Source organism: Oribacterium sp. C9 (assembly GCF_002007235.1).
GTDB lineage: Bacteria > Bacillota > Clostridia > Lachnospirales > Lachnospiraceae > Oribacterium.
Map to the genome: position 1 here is coordinate 104,248 of NZ_MUHW01000005.1, position 15,623 is coordinate 119,870.

Sequence of the window (15,623 nt, forward strand, 5' to 3'; positions counted from 1 at the left end):
TCTAATCAAAGGAGCTTTGAAGTAAAATGAGAAAAGAAACCAAATGTATAGAAGCAGGCTACACTCCCAAAAACGGCGAGCCTCGTATGATTCCTATCATTCAGAGCACAACATTCAAGTACGATACAAGTGCCGATATGGGAAAGCTTTTTGATCTTGAGGCTGAAGGATATTTCTATACAAGACTTCAAAATCCTACAAACGATTATGTAGCTGCAAAGATAGCAGCACTTGAGGGCGGTACCGCTGCCATGCTCACATCATCAGGTCAGGCAGCAACATTTCTTTCTGTTTTCAACCTTGCCAATGCCGGCGATCATGTTATCGCATCATCCAGCATCTACGGCGGAAGCTTCAATCTTTTCAATGTCACCATGAGAAAGATGGGCATCGACTTCACCTTTGTTGATCCTGACTGCAGTGACGAAGAGCTTGAGGCTGCATTCAAGCCCAACACAAAGGTGGTGTTCGGTGAGACCATCGCAAATCCGGCCCTTATCGTATTCGATATCGAGCGTTTTGCAGCAGCTGCACACAAGCATGGTGTTCCTCTCATCGTGGATAACACCTTTGCGACACCTATCAACTGCAGACCTTTCGAGTGGGGAGCAGATATCGTTACTCATTCCACAACAAAGTACATGGACGGCCACGACGCAACAGTAGGCGGAGTTATAGTCGATTCCGGAAAATTCGACTGGATGGCTCATGCCGACAAGTTCCCTGGTCTCTGCACACCTGATGAGTCTTATCATGGCATAACCTATGCAGAGAAGTTCGGAAAGGAAAAGGCATTTATCACCAAAGCCACAGCACAGCTTATGCGTGATTTCGGAGCGATCCCTTCACCTATGAACTGCTACATGCTGAATCTCGGTCTCGAGTCACTTGCAGTGAGGATGCAGAGACATTGCTCAAATGCACAGAAGGTGGCAGAATTCCTTCAGGAAAATTCCAATGTTTCCTACGTTACATACCCTGGTCTCCCTGGAGACAAATACTACGAGAGAGCACAGAAGTACATGCCGGAAGGAACTTGCGGTGTCATTTCCTTCGGCGTAAAGGGCGGACGTAAGACAGCAGAAGAGTTCATGAAGCATCTGAAGCTTGCCATCATCGCAACTCATGTTGCAGATGCACATACCTGCGTTCTTCACCCGGCATCATCCACACATCGTCAGATGACTGATGAAGAGCTTATGGCAGGCGGTGTAAAACCTGATATGGTACGTCTGTCAGTTGGTATCGAGAATGTTGATGATATCATAGAGGATCTCAAGCAGGCACTTGAAGCTTCACAGAACGCCTGATGTAAAATCAACTTAAGAGCAGGCAAGATATGTTAATTTGCACATATTTCACTTGCTCTTTTTGGTAGATTTGGAGAGAAAGTCTAACTTGACTATGTAACCCAAAAACCTTAAAATCTCATCGTCATAATATGCCCATTATATGGTTGGGCGTTTCCACAAGCTGCCATTAACAGCACCTTATGACCTTTATTTGTCATAAGATCCTGTTAACGGCAGCTTTTTAAATTTATTGAGGGGAAATGAATGAACACTAATTTTGATGTAATTATAATCGGCGCCGGTCCCGGTGGTATCTTTGCAGCCTACGAGCTCATGAAGCTGAAGCCGGAGCTTTCTGTAGCCGTATTTGAATCCGGAAATCCTCTGGAGAAAAGAAAATGTCCTATCGACGGTGACAAGATAAAGTCATGTATCAACTGTCCGACCTGCTCCATCATGAGCGGCTTCGGCGGTGCAGGTGCATTTTCAGACGGCAAGTACAATATCACCAATGCCTTCGGCGGAACTCTTTATGAGCATGTAGGAAGAGATGCCGCAACAGATCTCATGAAGTATGTTGATAACATCAACATGACTCACGGAGGAGAGGGTACAAAGCTTTACACAACATCCGGTTCAGAGTTTAAGAAGAAGTGCATCCAGAGCAGGCTCACACTTCTTGATGCATCTGTACGACACCTGGGAACCGACAAAAACTATGTCGTTCTCGAGAACATCTACAAAGAAATGAAGGACAAGGTTCAGTTCTTCTTCAGAACACCAGTTGAGAAGGTCAGAAAGCTTGATGACGGATATGAAGTGGACTACAAGGACGGAACAGCTTCCTGCAAGTACTGTGTCATCTCAGTAGGACGCAGCGGCAGCAAGTGGATGAAGACCGTATGTGATGATCTCCAGATCCCTACAAAGTCAAACAGAGTGGATCTCGGTGTCAGAGTAGAGCTTCCTGCAGTTGTATTTGAGGACATCACAAATGCTCTCTACGAAGGAAAGATCGTTTATCAGACTCAGAAATTCGAGGATAATGTCCGCACCTTCTGTATGAACCCTCACGGAGCTGTTGTTAATGAGAACACAAACGGCATCATCACAGTAAACGGTCACAGCTATGAGGATCCTTCACTTCAGACAGAGAATACAAACTTTGCACTCCTCGTAAGCAAGCATTTCTCAGAGCCGTTTAAGGACAGCAACGGTTACGGTGAAAGCATTGCCAGACTCTCAAACATGCTCGGAGGAGGAGTTATCGTTCAGCGTTTCGGAGATCTGGAAAGAGGACGCCGCAGTACTGTGAAGCGTATAGAAGAAGGCACAGTGAGACCGACTCTGAAGGCTACTCCTGGAGACCTCAGTCTCGTACTTCCGAAGCGTATTCTTGATGGCATCATCGAGATGATCTATGCTCTCGATAAGATCGCTCCGGGTACTGCCAATGATGACACACTGCTCTATGGTGTAGAGGTCAAGTTCTACAACATGGAGGTCGCTGTTGATGAAAAGCTCGAGACTATCTATCCTGATCTTTTCTGCATAGGTGACGGAAGCGGAGTTACCCACTCACTTTCACATGCCAGCGCCAGCGGAGTACATGTTGCAAGAGAGATAGCAAAGAGACTGGGATAATTTCAAAATATCGATACATTTTGTACCAAAAGAGGCATATCTTCGGATTATGCCTCTTTTTTCATTTTTGGTTATACATTCTATGAAGTTATATCATATTACGTTTTCATAATTTTTATTGCAATTTCATTTTTCGCTATTTATAATTTTTTAATGTGGGGGTCAAATAATATTTATCAATATTTCATAAGTTGATGTGCATTTTTTGACCGGTAAACACAGGAAAATAATTGCTGCACAACATGGAGCGATTGTCTAAATTATTATATTTTGGAGGAATAACAATGTCAGAACCCAGATTATTTTATGAAAAAGACTGTGATATATCTTTTCTTAACGGAAAGAAGATCTGCATTATCGGATATGGCTCTCAGGGACATGCACACGCACTCAACCTTAAAGAGTCAGGTTGTGATGTAGTTGTAGGACTTTACGAAGGTTCAAAGTCAAAGGCAAAGGCTGAGTCTCAGGGACTTACAGTTCTTCCTACAGCAGAAGCTGTAAAGCAGTCTGATATCATTATGATCCTCATCAATGATGAGCTTCAGGCAGGCATGTACAAGAAGGATGTTGAGCCTAACTTAAAGGCTGGCGATATGCTCATGTTCGCTCATGGTTTCAACATCAACTACAAGCTTATCGTTCCTCCTGCAGATGTGGATGTTGCCATGATCGCTCCTAAGGCTCCTGGTCATACAGTTCGTTCCGAGTACCAGGCAGGTAAGGGAACACCTTGCCTCGTTGCCATCCATCAGGATGCTACCGGACACGCTCTTGATTATGCACTTGCTTACGGTGCAGGAATCGGCGGTGCACGTGCAGGTCTCCTCGAGACAACCTTCAAGACAGAGACCGAGACAGACCTTTTCGGTGAGCAGGCTGTTCTTTGCGGCGGTGTTTGCGCACTTATGCAGGCCGGTTTCGAGACTCTCGTTGACGCCGGATATGATCCACGTAATGCTTACTTCGAGTGTGTTCATGAGATGAAGCTTATCGTTGATCTCATCTATCAGTCAGGCTTTGCCGGCATGAGATATTCTATCTCCAACACAGCCGAGTTTGGTGATTATGTAACAGGTCCAAAGATCGTTACAGAGGATACAAAGAAGGCTATGAAGAAGATCCTTGCAGATATCCAGGACGGTACATTTGCATCTCAGTTCCTTCAGGATATGAATAACGGTAAGGTTCACTTCCAGGCTATGAGAACAAAGGCTGCTGAGCATCCGGCAGAGAAGATCGGTGCTGAGATCAGAAAGCTCTACAGCTGGAACAACGAGTCAGACAAGCTCGTAAACAACTGATAAAAGATCATTCGGTCTTTACTAATCAAATAAAGTTTCATTCAGACCGGCTGTTATGTACTGCATAACGCCGGTCTGTTTAGTATTCGTGATAAGGCCGTAAATTCGCTGTGCCTGCACGAGCACACATTTGACGGCCAACGCGAAATCACGCAGTGGATGTCCCTACACGATCAAATATCATATAACGGAGTACCTATGAGAAACCTTTTATCAAATCTTATCGTTTACGGTAACCTGAAACACGACGAAACTCTGGAAGCCATAGCAAGCATTTCCGATGCAGCGGAAGCGGGAGAGGAATCGAAGGTCTTCAGCATGCTTTCAGGCTGCTTTGACCATGTTCACAAAATCATGGAAACAGCCACAAACTATGGCTTCACTGATGATCTCTGGGCTGGATACATTACCTTTCTTCTCATGACGGACGAGAACCCTCTCGCCATGGTATCTGAAAATGCCACTATACCGGAGGGATCTGCGTCTCATTTTGCAAAGCATGATTTCGAATATATAATCCGACTTTTGCATTATGATTTTTCCAGGCTTGAAAGTATGCTGTGCACCGACTGTTTCTCAACTCTTCAGAACTATAAAGCAGTGAAAAAGCATGAGCGTATGTACTACAGCTTCATCTCGAAAACAGTCAACGAGCTTAAGGACGAACTTATGGATGCGGATAATGCAGATGAGTTCTATGAGTCCATGGGGAAATATTATCATGATCACGGTGTGGGGATGTTCGGACTCAATAAGGCATTCCGCATAAGGAACGATACGGATGGTACTCCCGAGCTCATCCCCATAAACAACCTTGACGCTGTGAACTACGATGACCTCGTGGGGTATGAACTTCAGAAGAAACAGATCTTTGAAAATACCCGGAATTTCATCGAAGGTAAGCGTGCCAACAACGTGCTTCTCTATGGCGATGCCGGAACCGGAAAGTCCACCACCATCAAGGCGACCCTCAATGAATTTTATCCGGAAGGTCTCCGTCTCATCGAGATATACAAGCACCAGTTCAAGGATCTTTCCTATGTGATCTCCAAGGTGAAGAGCCGTAATTACAAGTTCATCATCTATATGGACGATCTGTCCTTTGAGGACTTCGAGATAGAGTACAAGTATCTGAAGGCAGTCATCGAGGGAGGTATGGAAACGAAGCCGGACAACATCCTCATCTACGCCACATCAAATCGCCGTCATCTCATCAAGGAGAGCACTGCGGATCGTGATGATATGGGAGTAGGCGGAGACGTACACCATTCAGATACTCTGGAGGAGAAGCTTTCTCTCGTTGACCGCTTCGGTCTCAACATACTTTACACGAAGCCAACGTATCAGGAGTTCCAGCAGATAGTCATAAGCCTTGCGAAGAAGCACGGTATAGATATGCCGGAAAAGGAGCTTCTTGCAAAGGCCAATGTCTGGTCCGTAAGAAAAGGTGGCCACACCGGACGTGTTGCCCAACAGTTCATCAATTCATTGAACAACTGACTTATTCATGATGATATACATCTTGAAATGCAGGTATATCATCATGATCTTCAGTAAATTTCAATGAAAGCTTATGACATACTGTGTGCCTAAAAAAAGCAAAGTGAAGCATATCTCGTATAACTTATTATTTATTGACATGGAGACTCCATAATCGCATAATTGATGTACAAGTTTTCGAACAAAGCGGGTGTACTATGTGATATACCACTCCGCTTCGATAACAATTCCGTAGAAAGGCGACGCAAAAAAGCATGAATAATTACAGTGTGATTCTATCTGTCATTATTATTCTCGTGAACATTATTGTGATTCGCAATAGTGCCTTTTTTGTGTAAAGCTTTTCAAGAGAGATAAAGACAGATATGTTTTTAAAACCTTGCAGCTTTACCACTGCAAGGTTTTTTTTCGTGATAAGGCGGTCGTGCGGACGCTGTGCTTGCACAAGCGGACATAAGACCGCCAACGTGAAATCGACCATCGAAGATGGGAGATTTACAGATAAGGCGGTATTCTTTTCATACTTCTATTGTGATATAGTTATACTGTTAATTTATAACAAATGTTTTTATCATTTCACCACGTTTTAGCAACAACTTCACATACATAAATCCATTATCAACATGTCTCTTTCTATGAAATAGACATGAAGCATCAGATCCTTTCGGATCATAAATCCTTTGGACTGACGCCATAGGAAAGGAGTTTAAAGATATGAGATTAAAAGGAGCGGAAATCCTTATTGAAGAACTTATCAAGCAGGGCGTTGATACAGTTTTCGGATATCCCGGAGGCCAAGTACTGGACATCTATGACGAGCTTTACAAGGCTTCCGAAAAGATTAATCACGTCATTACTGCTCATGAGCAGGGAGCATGTCACGCTGCGGACGGTTATGCAAGAGCCACCGGCAAAACAGGCGTTGTCATCGCAACCTCTGGTCCGGGCGCCACAAATCTCGTAACAGGAATCGCCAACGCATATCTTGATTCCGTTCCTCTCGTTGCCATCACCGGCAATGTCTCCATAAACGCTTTAGGCCGTGACAGTTTCCAGGAGGTAGATATCGTAGGTATCACCCAGCCTGTTGTTAAGCACAATTTCATGGTACGTCACGTTCAGGAGCTGGAGCAGACCATCAAGGAAGCATTTCTCATAGCAAACTCAGGACGTAAGGGTCCGGTTCTTATAGACATCCCAAAGAGCGTTCAGACAGACCTCTGTGAATACGGTATAGCAGTAGTTCCCCGCATGCCTGATAAGCCGAAAGTCCCATACATGAAGGAAAAGGTTCTGGAGGCCATCAGAAACTGCCAGAGACCTTTCATCTACTGCGGAGGCGGTGTTATCTCAGCCAATGCGGAAAATGAGGTTCTGGAGCTTTCACACCGTCTGGATGCACCTGTTGGACTCAGTATGATGGGAAGAACAGCATTGCCTGATTCCTACGAATACAACCTCGGAATGTGCGGAATGCATGGACAGTACGCAGCCACAAAGGCTCAGGCCGAATGTGATCTCATGCTTGCTGTAGGTGTACGTTTCTCAGACAGAGCTACAGGTGATATCGATGAATACACCAGAAAGTGCACCGTCATCCATATCGATATCGACAAGGCGGAATTTGGGAAAAATGTAAATTCAGACTTCTGCCTGCAGGGTGATGTAAAGGCCATACTTCAGGATCTTCTTTCTGAACTTAAGGGTGTCCGTCATCAGGAGTGGAGAAACGAGGTAGAGGAATTCAAGAAGGTCGTTATACCTGACCGTCCCGGTGAGTTCTGTCCGAAGAATATCATCAGTGCAGTGAGAAAGCACGTAAATGACACAACTGTTGTTGCTACAGATGTAGGTCAGCACCAGATGTGGACGGTTCAGTTCTATGACTTCGAAGCCCCGAGAACACTACTTACTTCAGGAGGTCTCGGTACCATGGGATACGGTCTCGGAGCAGCCATAGGAGGCTGCATCGGTTCAGGAAGAAAGAGAACCGTTCTTTTCACATCAGATGGCTCCTTCGGAATGAATTTAAACGAGCTCTGTACAGTAGTGAGTCAGGACCTTCCTATCACTGTTGTCATCCTCAACAACAACGTTCTCGGTATGGTGAGACAATGGCAGGGAATCTTCTATAACGAAAGATATTCTCAGACAACCTTAAACAGAAAAACAAACTATGCGGCACTTGCAGACGCCTTCGGAGCCAAGGGCTTCACTGCATCAAGTCTCGAAGAACTGGAAAAGATACTTACAGAGACAGATACAGGAGATACAGGTTCTTACGTAATTGATTGTCACATAGATCCGGATGAAAAGGTTCTTCCGATGATCCCGCCAGGAAAGTCAATAAAGAACATCATACTGAAGGACTGAGTAAATGGAAAATTCACAGTCGGCCTGAATGATTCAGATTCATAAAGGCTGATTTCAAAATAAATAGGAGGTACTACTTATGGAAGAGAGATTTATCATCGATCTTTGGGTCAATAACCGTTTCGGCGTACTCAACAGGATCACAGGTCTTTATTCAAAACGAGGCTACAATATCGAGACTATTCATGCCGGTCCTACAGACATCCCCGGTGTAACAAAGATCGAGATCGTTTCCACTGGAGACGACTACATGAGAACGCAGGTCATATCCCAGCTTGAAAAGCTCTACGATATCCGGAAGGTCGACCTCAGAACAGAAATGATGGAAGACTGACATCGTCAGCCTTTGACAAAACAAAAAAGCTGGATAGCAGCTATTGGGGAGGAATTATGAACGAATTAACATTGGACAGAGTTTATCAGGCAGCGCATGTACTTAAGCCTGTGATCAATAAAACAGAGCTTGTTCATGCCACAAGGATAGACGCAGGCTGTGACCTTTATCTCAAGGCAGAGAACCTTCAGAATACAGGTTCTTTCAAGATAAGAGGAGCTTACTACAAGATCTCAACTCTCACAGACGAAGAGAAGGCAAAGGGCGTAGTTGCATGCTCAGCAGGAAATCATGCTCAGGGTGTTGCTCTTGCAGCAAAACAGGCCGGAATCAAGTCAACCATCTTCCTGCCTGCAATAGCACCTATTTCAAAGGTGGAGGCTACAAAGAGCTACGGTGCAGAGATTCGCCTGATAGACGGTGTTTATGATGATGCATATGCCGCTTCTGTTGAATATCAGAAGGAGTCAGGTGCAGTGTTCATCCATCCTTTTAATGACGTTGATGTCATCGCAGGTCAGGGAACCATAGGTATGGAGATCTGCGATCAGCTTGCAGATGCAGATGCTGTTGTTGTTCCTGTAGGAGGCGGCGGACTGATCTCAGGAGTCAGCTTTGTGGTGAAGAAGTTAAATCCAAACTGCAAGGTATATGGTGTTCAGGCAGCAGGTGCTCCAAGCATGGCAGAAGCCCTGAAGAACAAAAAGGTGGAGGCTCTCAATGAGGTTCACACCTTCGCAGACGGTATCTCCGTAAAGTGTCCCGGAGATGTGACCTTCGATATGGTCAGCAAGTATGTCGATGAAGTCGTAACAGTTACAGATGACGAGACAGCAGCAGCCATCCTCACACTTATGGAGAAGCAAAAGGTTGTTTCTGAGGGTGCCGGTGCGGTTTCTGTAGCAGCAGTTCTCTTCAACAAGATCCCTGTTAAGGGCAAGAAGGTAGTCTGCGTAGTTTCAGGCGGAAATATCGACGTAAATATCCTTTCACGTGTCATCAACAGAGGTCTCATCAAGACAGGCAGAAAGGCAACTCTTACTATCGAACTTCTGGATAAGCCGGGTCAGCTTGAGGAGGTTTCACATATCGTTGCTTCCATGGGCGCAAATGTCACAAAGGTAGATCACAATACCATCTCCATGGACACAGATATCAATGGCTGTTATCTGACTCTTCAGATGGAAACCAGAAACTTTGAACATATCGAAGCTATCAGAGCAAAATTTGTGGAAGAGGGCTTCAAGCTTGTCTGAGATTTAGTTTCCGGCTTTCACTCACATAGATCCCTTATATGGGAAATGTCATCACATCAGATCAGTAAAAAGGAGATATGGATATATGACAGGTGCAGACGCTTTAGCTAAATGTCTCCAGAATGAACATGTTGAATATGTTTTCGGATATCCGGGAGTTGCTATCGCTCCCTTTTTCAACAGCATTCTGGACACAGACATTAAAACCGTACTGGTACGTCAGGAGCAGAATGCAGCCCATTCCGCAAACGGATATGCGAGAGCCACCGGAAAGGTGGGAGTAGCAGCAGTAACATCAGGTCCAGGTGCCACCAACATCATCACAGGTATAGCAACTGCCTTTGCAGACAGCATACCCATAGTTGTCATCACAGGACAGGTAAAGAGCAGTCTGGTGGGTTCCGATGTGTTCCAGGAAGCTGATATCTGCGGAGCATGTGAGTCCTTCGTTAAGTATTCATATATACTACGTGACGCGAGAGACATTCCCCGCATCATGAAGGAAGCATTCTACATAGCCAACTCCGGAAGAAGAGGTCCTGTACTTATCGATATTCCTATAGATGTGCAGCAGGAGGAGATAAAGGACTTCAAGTATCCTGAAGAGGCGAAGCTCCGTACATATAAGCCTACTGTGCAGGGAAACACTGTGCAGATAAAGAAGGTATTTGCGAGACTTAAGGAAGCGAAGAGACCTATCATATGCGTAGGCGGCGGTGTTCACCTCGCAAGAGCTGTTGAAGCAGTAAGAACCTTCGCGGACAACAACAGGATCCCCGTAGTATGTACCATGATGGGTATAGGCGTCATGAAGTCTAACGATCCCATGTTCTTCGGTATGGTTGGCAACAACGGTAATTCCTACGGAAACCGTGCCATGAATGAAGCTGACATGATCATCATGGTCGGTGCAAGAGTTGCGGACAGATCCATCAGCCAGCCTGACCTCATCACTGAGAACAAAACTCTCGTTCACATCGATGTAGACCCTGCCGAGATAGGTAAGAACGCAGGACCTGAGATCCCTCTCGTAGGAGATATAGCAAGTGTTTTTGAGGTCTTCAATCAGCAAAAGTGCGATTCTGAGTACACAGAATGGGTAGACAGACTGAAGGCATACAAAAAGGAAACTGAGGATAAAAAGCTGCAGAAGCTCCTTGAGCGTGTGAGAAAATCTTCAACTGTCACACCTGAGGAATTTATCATCGAGCTTTGTCAGAATATGAAGGATGATGCCATCTACGTCGCTGATGTAGGTCAGAACCAGATGTGGAGCTGCGGAAATTACATCATGAGAAACGGCCGTTTCTTCACATCAGGCGGTATGGGAACCATGGGATATTCCATCCCGGCGGCTCTCGGTGCGAAGCTTGCAGATCCCAGGAAACAGGTAGTTGCTGTAATAGGTGACGGAGCCTTCCAGATGTGCTTCATGGAGCTCGCCACCATGCGTCAGTACGGTGTACCTGTAAAGATAGCAGTCATCAAGAACGGCTGGCTCGGTCTCGTAAGGCAGTATCAGCATTTCACATATAAAGACAGATTCTCAGTTACAGATCTTTCCGGAAGTCCTGAGCTCGACAAGATAGCAGAAGCTTACGGTATGAAATACATCAAACTTTCAAACAACAGCGAGATGGCTGAAAAGCTGGATGATTTCCTCGAAAAGGATGAATCCATACTTATGGAAGTTACAGTTGACCCATCAGAGATAGCTTAAGGAGGACCATATGAAACGAATATATTCTTGCCTTGTTGAGAACCGGTCAGGTGTCCTTGCCAAGGTAGCCGGTCTTTTCTGGAGACGCTGCTTCAATATCGATTCTCTGACTGTCGGGGAAACTGAGGATAAAACTGTTTCCAATATGGTCATCGTTTCAAGCGGTGACGAACGTACTCTCGAACAGATCGAGAAACAGCTCAATAAAAAGCTGGATATCATAAAGGTAAAGACCTTTGATGAAAGCGAAGGTATCACTCAGGAGCTTGTACTGGTAAAGATCAGATACAATCGTGATAACAGAAAAGACATCATGGAGAACTGCCAGATCATGGGCGCACGTATCGTGGATCTTTCAAAATCAATGATGACCATAAAGATGTGTGACACTCCGGAGCGTGTTCAGATGTTTCTGGATACTCTTAAGTCCATCAGGATAGTTGAACTGGCACGAACCGGAACCCTTGCCATAACGAAGATCAAAGAGCAGGGTGACGAGAAATAATGTAAAATATCTGACAATATTATTTATGGATACCATTAGTAATAGCTTAATGCTATTTATCCTGAATGTTGTAAAATTAAAAAAAAATCAAAAAGGAGAAAAACAATGGAAATTGTATCAACAAATAACGCACCTGCAGCTATCGGTCCTTACTCACAGGCTATCAAGGTAGGCAACCTCGTTTTCTGTTCAGGTCAGATTCCTGTTGATCCTGCAACAGGCGCAGTTGCCGCTACAGTAGCAGAGCAGGCTGAGCAGAGCTGCAAGAATGTAAAGGCACTCGTAGAGGCAGCCGGAAGCTCAATGGAGAAGGTAGTGAAGACAACATGCTTCCTTAGCGATATCAACGATTTCGCTGCATTCAACGAAGTATACGCCAAGTACTTCGTATCAAATCCTGCAAGATCATGCGTTGCAGTAAAGGACATCCCCAAGGGTGTGAAGTGTGAGATCGAAGCAATCGCAGAGCTTTGATAAACATATAAATTCAACAGACTCTTCAAAAGATGGTAAATACCTCTTTTGAAGAGTTTTTTATTAGCTGTACAAATGTTCTTGAATTATTGCGAAGGGCACCCTAAAATGATATGCTATATCTATTAATCATCTGTATACTCGAAACTATACGGAACAGAACTAAGATGACCGGATGATACATAGCAATCGATGCGGAATATGGAGGAAACATGAGCTGTATTCGTGAACAACTTGAAGAACTTGAAGAGAAGACATTATCGCCTTATGCAGCATTATCCAAAAACTCAGAAGGTCGTGACCGTTTTGAAGAACCGGATGATATCAGACCATGCTATGAGAGAGATCGTGACCGTATCATCCACTGCAAGGCATTCCGGAGACTGAAGCATAAAACCCAGGTCTTTATAGCACCTGAAGGAGATCATTATCGCACCCGACTTACCCATACTCTGGAGGTAAGCCAGATAGCGAGAACATTTGGAAAGGCACTTCGGCTTAACGAAGATCTGATCGAGGCCATAGCTCTCGGTCATGATCTGGGACATACTCCCTTCGGACACAGCGGTGAGCGGGTTCTGGATGCCCTCTGTCAGGAAGGTTTTTCCCATGTCGAACAGAGTGTAAGAGTGGTAGAAGTCCTGGAAAAGGGAGGACGGGGACTTAACCTCACAAAGGAAGTCAGAGACGGTATACTTAATCACCGGACCTCCGGACACCCGAATACACTGGAGGGTCAGGCAGTTCGCTTCGCGGATAAGATAGCCTATATAAATCATGATACAGACGATTCCATACGCGCCGGTCTCATAAAGGAAAGTGACATACCGAAAGAGATCACGGACGTGCTCGGTCATTCTGTAAAGGAACGACTCAACACTCTGATTCATGATGTGATATACAACTCTGAAAATAAAAAGGAGCTCAGTATGTCACGTGAAGTCGAGTCTGCCATGCAGACCCTAAGACAGTGGATGTTCGATCACATCTACATAGGCGGTGCAGCAAAAGCTGAAGAAGTGAAGGTAAATCGTATGATCCGCCTTTTGTTTAACTACTACATGGAGCATCCCGAATCCATGACCTCAGAGTATACCACCATGCTGGATAACATGCTTTCTTCCATCAGATCAGATGATCCTATGAAAGAAAAGAAGATCATACTTGCTCATGAAAGAAGTGTATGTGATTACATCGCCGGCATGACGGATGATTACTGCATATATAAATTCAAAGAGTATTTCGTACCTATCGGATGGCAGAAATACTGATATATCCACCTTTGTGCGAGCACAAATGGAAGATAGGCTTATGACATTTATGTCATATCATATTTGTAACTAAACTGGAGTGTACCACATTGTTTTATCCTGATGAGATAGTTCAAGAATTAAGATCCCGTGCAGACATAGTTGATGTCATCGGACAATATGTAAATCTGAAAAAGAAGGGTGCCAACTATTTCGGTCTGTGTCCCTTCCATGGTGAAAAGACCGCATCCTTTTCCGTAAATCCCCGTATGCAGATCTTTCATTGCTTTGGCTGCGGTAAGGGTGGAGATGTCATCAAGTTCACTATGGAATATGAGAATCTGACCTTTCCTGAAGCAGTTAAAAAAATTGCCGATGATGTGGGCTACAAACTTCCGGAAATAGAACAGAGTGCTGAGCAGAAAAAGGATACGGATCTACGCATCAAGCTTTTGGATATCAACAAAAAAGCTGCTGTTTATTTTTTCAATGCTCTGAGAAGTCCCGGCGGTCAGAACGGTATGAACTACTTCAAAAAGCGTGAGCTCAGTGACGAAACTCTTCGCCTGTGGGGTCTCGGATATGCAGACCAGACGAGAGACGGACTCTATAAGTATCTGAAAAACGCAGGCTTCGATGACAACATACTTCATGATTCCGGTCTCATAACCTTTTCCGAAAAGGGTGTTTATGACAAGTTCTTCAATCGTGTCATGTTCCCGATCATGGATGCCAACAACAGAGTTATCGGATTCGGAGGACGCGTCCTCGGAGATGGTGAACCGAAGTATCTGAACAGTCCTGAGACAAAGCTCTTTGATAAGTCAAGAAATCTTTTCGGTCTCTGCTACGCCAAAAAATCCCGCAAAAAGTTCTTTATCCTTTGCGAGGGTTATATGGATGTCATTCAGCTACATCAGGCAGGCTTCACCAACGCTGTTGCTTCTCTTGGTACTGCCCTTACAGAGCAGCAGTGCCGTGTACTGAAGCGTTATGTCTCAGACATTCTTCTGACATATGACTCTGACGGTGCCGGCATTAACGCTGCAAAAAGAGCCATGCCCATGTTGAGAGCAGTAGGCATCAACACAAAGGTCATAAATATGCGCCCATACAAGGATCCTGACGAGTTCATCAAGGCTATGGGAGTGGATAAATTCCAGGAGCGTATTGATAATGCCAAAAACAGCTTTCTATGGCTCATAGATGTACTTAAGCAGGACTATGATCTTTCTGACCCTGCAGGTATGACCCAGTATACAAACGAGGTTGCGACTAAGCTCAGTGAGATAAAGGAGCCTATAGAGCGTGAGAACTATATAAAGGCTGTTGCAAGAGAGCAGATGATAGATTACGACAGTCTACGTAAGCTGGTTAATCATATTGGAGATCTTGCTGAGAGAAAAAATTCACCTCTCAACGAGAAGATATATAACCATACCAGCTTCACGCCGAAGGACAAGTCAAAGAAAAAGGAAACCGCCCTTCAGAAGTCCGAGAAACAGCTCATAACATGGCTGCAGGAAAAGCCTGAGCTGATTCCAAAGGTAAGAGAGTACATCTTCCCTGAAGATCTCAGTGATCCTTCCATGCAGAAGGTCATATCCATGGTCTATAGTGAGACTCCGGCAAACGAGATCCTGGACAGCTTCAGAGAATCCGATGAAGAGTACGAAAAGGTTGCTTCCATGTTTAACGGTAATCTGCTTTCCGATGACACCGATGAATACGAATTCAAACGAGGTCTGGAGGATGTTATACGAAACATCAAACTCACCTCACTAAATACAAAAATAGAAAACGAGATAGATCCGCACAGGCTGACAGAGCTTTTCAAGCAGCAGTCGGATCTCCAGAATTTAAAACTTTAAAGGAATCTCTTATTACGCTGACTCATATGCTTATATAAAGTCAGCGTATGCTCTCATAGCAATGAGAAATCTGAAACGAGATCAGTGATTCAGGATAACA

Annotated in this window: 12 protein-coding genes; all 12 read left to right on the forward strand. The window is 44.7% G+C overall.

The window, feature by feature from the left end:
• The first annotated feature begins 26 nt into the window (after window positions 1-26).
• The 12 genes from BXO88_RS04940 to dnaG all read left to right on the forward strand — a co-directional run bounded on the left by BXO88_RS04940 (window position 27) and on the right by dnaG (window position 15,523).
• Window positions 27-1,310: an O-acetylhomoserine aminocarboxypropyltransferase/cysteine synthase family protein gene (locus BXO88_RS04940; protein WP_078036642.1), complete on the forward strand. Its 1,284-nt coding sequence runs from the start codon at window positions 27-29 to the stop codon at window positions 1,308-1,310.
• A gap of 246 nt (window positions 1,311-1,556) precedes the next feature.
• Window positions 1,557-2,936, forward strand: coding sequence for an NAD(P)/FAD-dependent oxidoreductase (locus BXO88_RS04945; protein WP_078036643.1), 1,380 nt, complete (start codon window positions 1,557-1,559; stop codon window positions 2,934-2,936).
• Between the two features lie 284 nt (window positions 2,937-3,220).
• A complete protein-coding gene (gene ilvC, locus BXO88_RS04950) occupies window positions 3,221-4,240 on the forward strand; it encodes a ketol-acid reductoisomerase (RefSeq protein ID WP_078036644.1) in 1,020 nt (339 codons plus the stop codon).
• 198 nt (window positions 4,241-4,438) lie between these two features.
• Window positions 4,439-5,740 (forward strand): ATP-binding protein, encoded by a 1,302-nt coding sequence (locus BXO88_RS04955; protein WP_078036645.1) that lies wholly within the window; start codon window positions 4,439-4,441, stop codon window positions 5,738-5,740.
• 714 nt (window positions 5,741-6,454) lie between these two features.
• On the forward strand, window positions 6,455-8,113 hold the full coding sequence (ilvB, locus tag BXO88_RS04960) for a biosynthetic-type acetolactate synthase large subunit (RefSeq protein WP_078036646.1): 1,659 nt from the start codon (window positions 6,455-6,457) through the stop codon (window positions 8,111-8,113).
• A gap of 79 nt (window positions 8,114-8,192) precedes the next feature.
• The gene (gene ilvN, locus BXO88_RS04965; RefSeq protein WP_036606254.1) at window positions 8,193-8,447 is read left to right on the forward strand and encodes an acetolactate synthase small subunit; all 255 of its coding nucleotides are present in this window, start codon (window positions 8,193-8,195) and stop codon (window positions 8,445-8,447) included.
• A gap of 56 nt (window positions 8,448-8,503) precedes the next feature.
• A complete protein-coding gene (gene ilvA, locus BXO88_RS04970; RefSeq protein WP_078036647.1) occupies window positions 8,504-9,703 on the forward strand; it encodes a threonine ammonia-lyase in 1,200 nt (399 codons plus the stop codon).
• An 85-nt stretch (window positions 9,704-9,788) separates the two neighbouring features.
• Window positions 9,789-11,423, forward strand: coding sequence for a biosynthetic-type acetolactate synthase large subunit (gene ilvB / locus BXO88_RS04975; RefSeq protein ID WP_078036648.1), 1,635 nt, complete (start codon window positions 9,789-9,791; stop codon window positions 11,421-11,423).
• Between the two features lie 10 nt (window positions 11,424-11,433).
• Window positions 11,434-11,928 (forward strand): acetolactate synthase small subunit, encoded by a 495-nt coding sequence (gene ilvN / locus BXO88_RS04980; RefSeq protein WP_044993889.1) that lies wholly within the window; start codon window positions 11,434-11,436, stop codon window positions 11,926-11,928.
• A gap of 105 nt (window positions 11,929-12,033) precedes the next feature.
• Window positions 12,034-12,402 carry a RidA family protein gene (locus BXO88_RS04985; protein WP_044993888.1) on the forward strand — a complete coding sequence of 123 codons (369 nt, stop codon included), beginning with the start codon at window positions 12,034-12,036 and terminating at the stop codon, window positions 12,400-12,402.
• Window positions 12,403-12,614: 212 nt separating this feature from the next.
• The gene (locus BXO88_RS04990; RefSeq protein WP_078036649.1) at window positions 12,615-13,673 is read left to right on the forward strand and encodes a deoxyguanosinetriphosphate triphosphohydrolase; all 1,059 of its coding nucleotides are present in this window, start codon (window positions 12,615-12,617) and stop codon (window positions 13,671-13,673) included.
• A gap of 89 nt (window positions 13,674-13,762) precedes the next feature.
• Window positions 13,763-15,523, forward strand: coding sequence for a DNA primase (dnaG, locus tag BXO88_RS04995; protein WP_078036650.1), 1,761 nt, complete (start codon window positions 13,763-13,765; stop codon window positions 15,521-15,523).
• Window positions 15,524-15,623 lie beyond the last annotated feature (100 nt).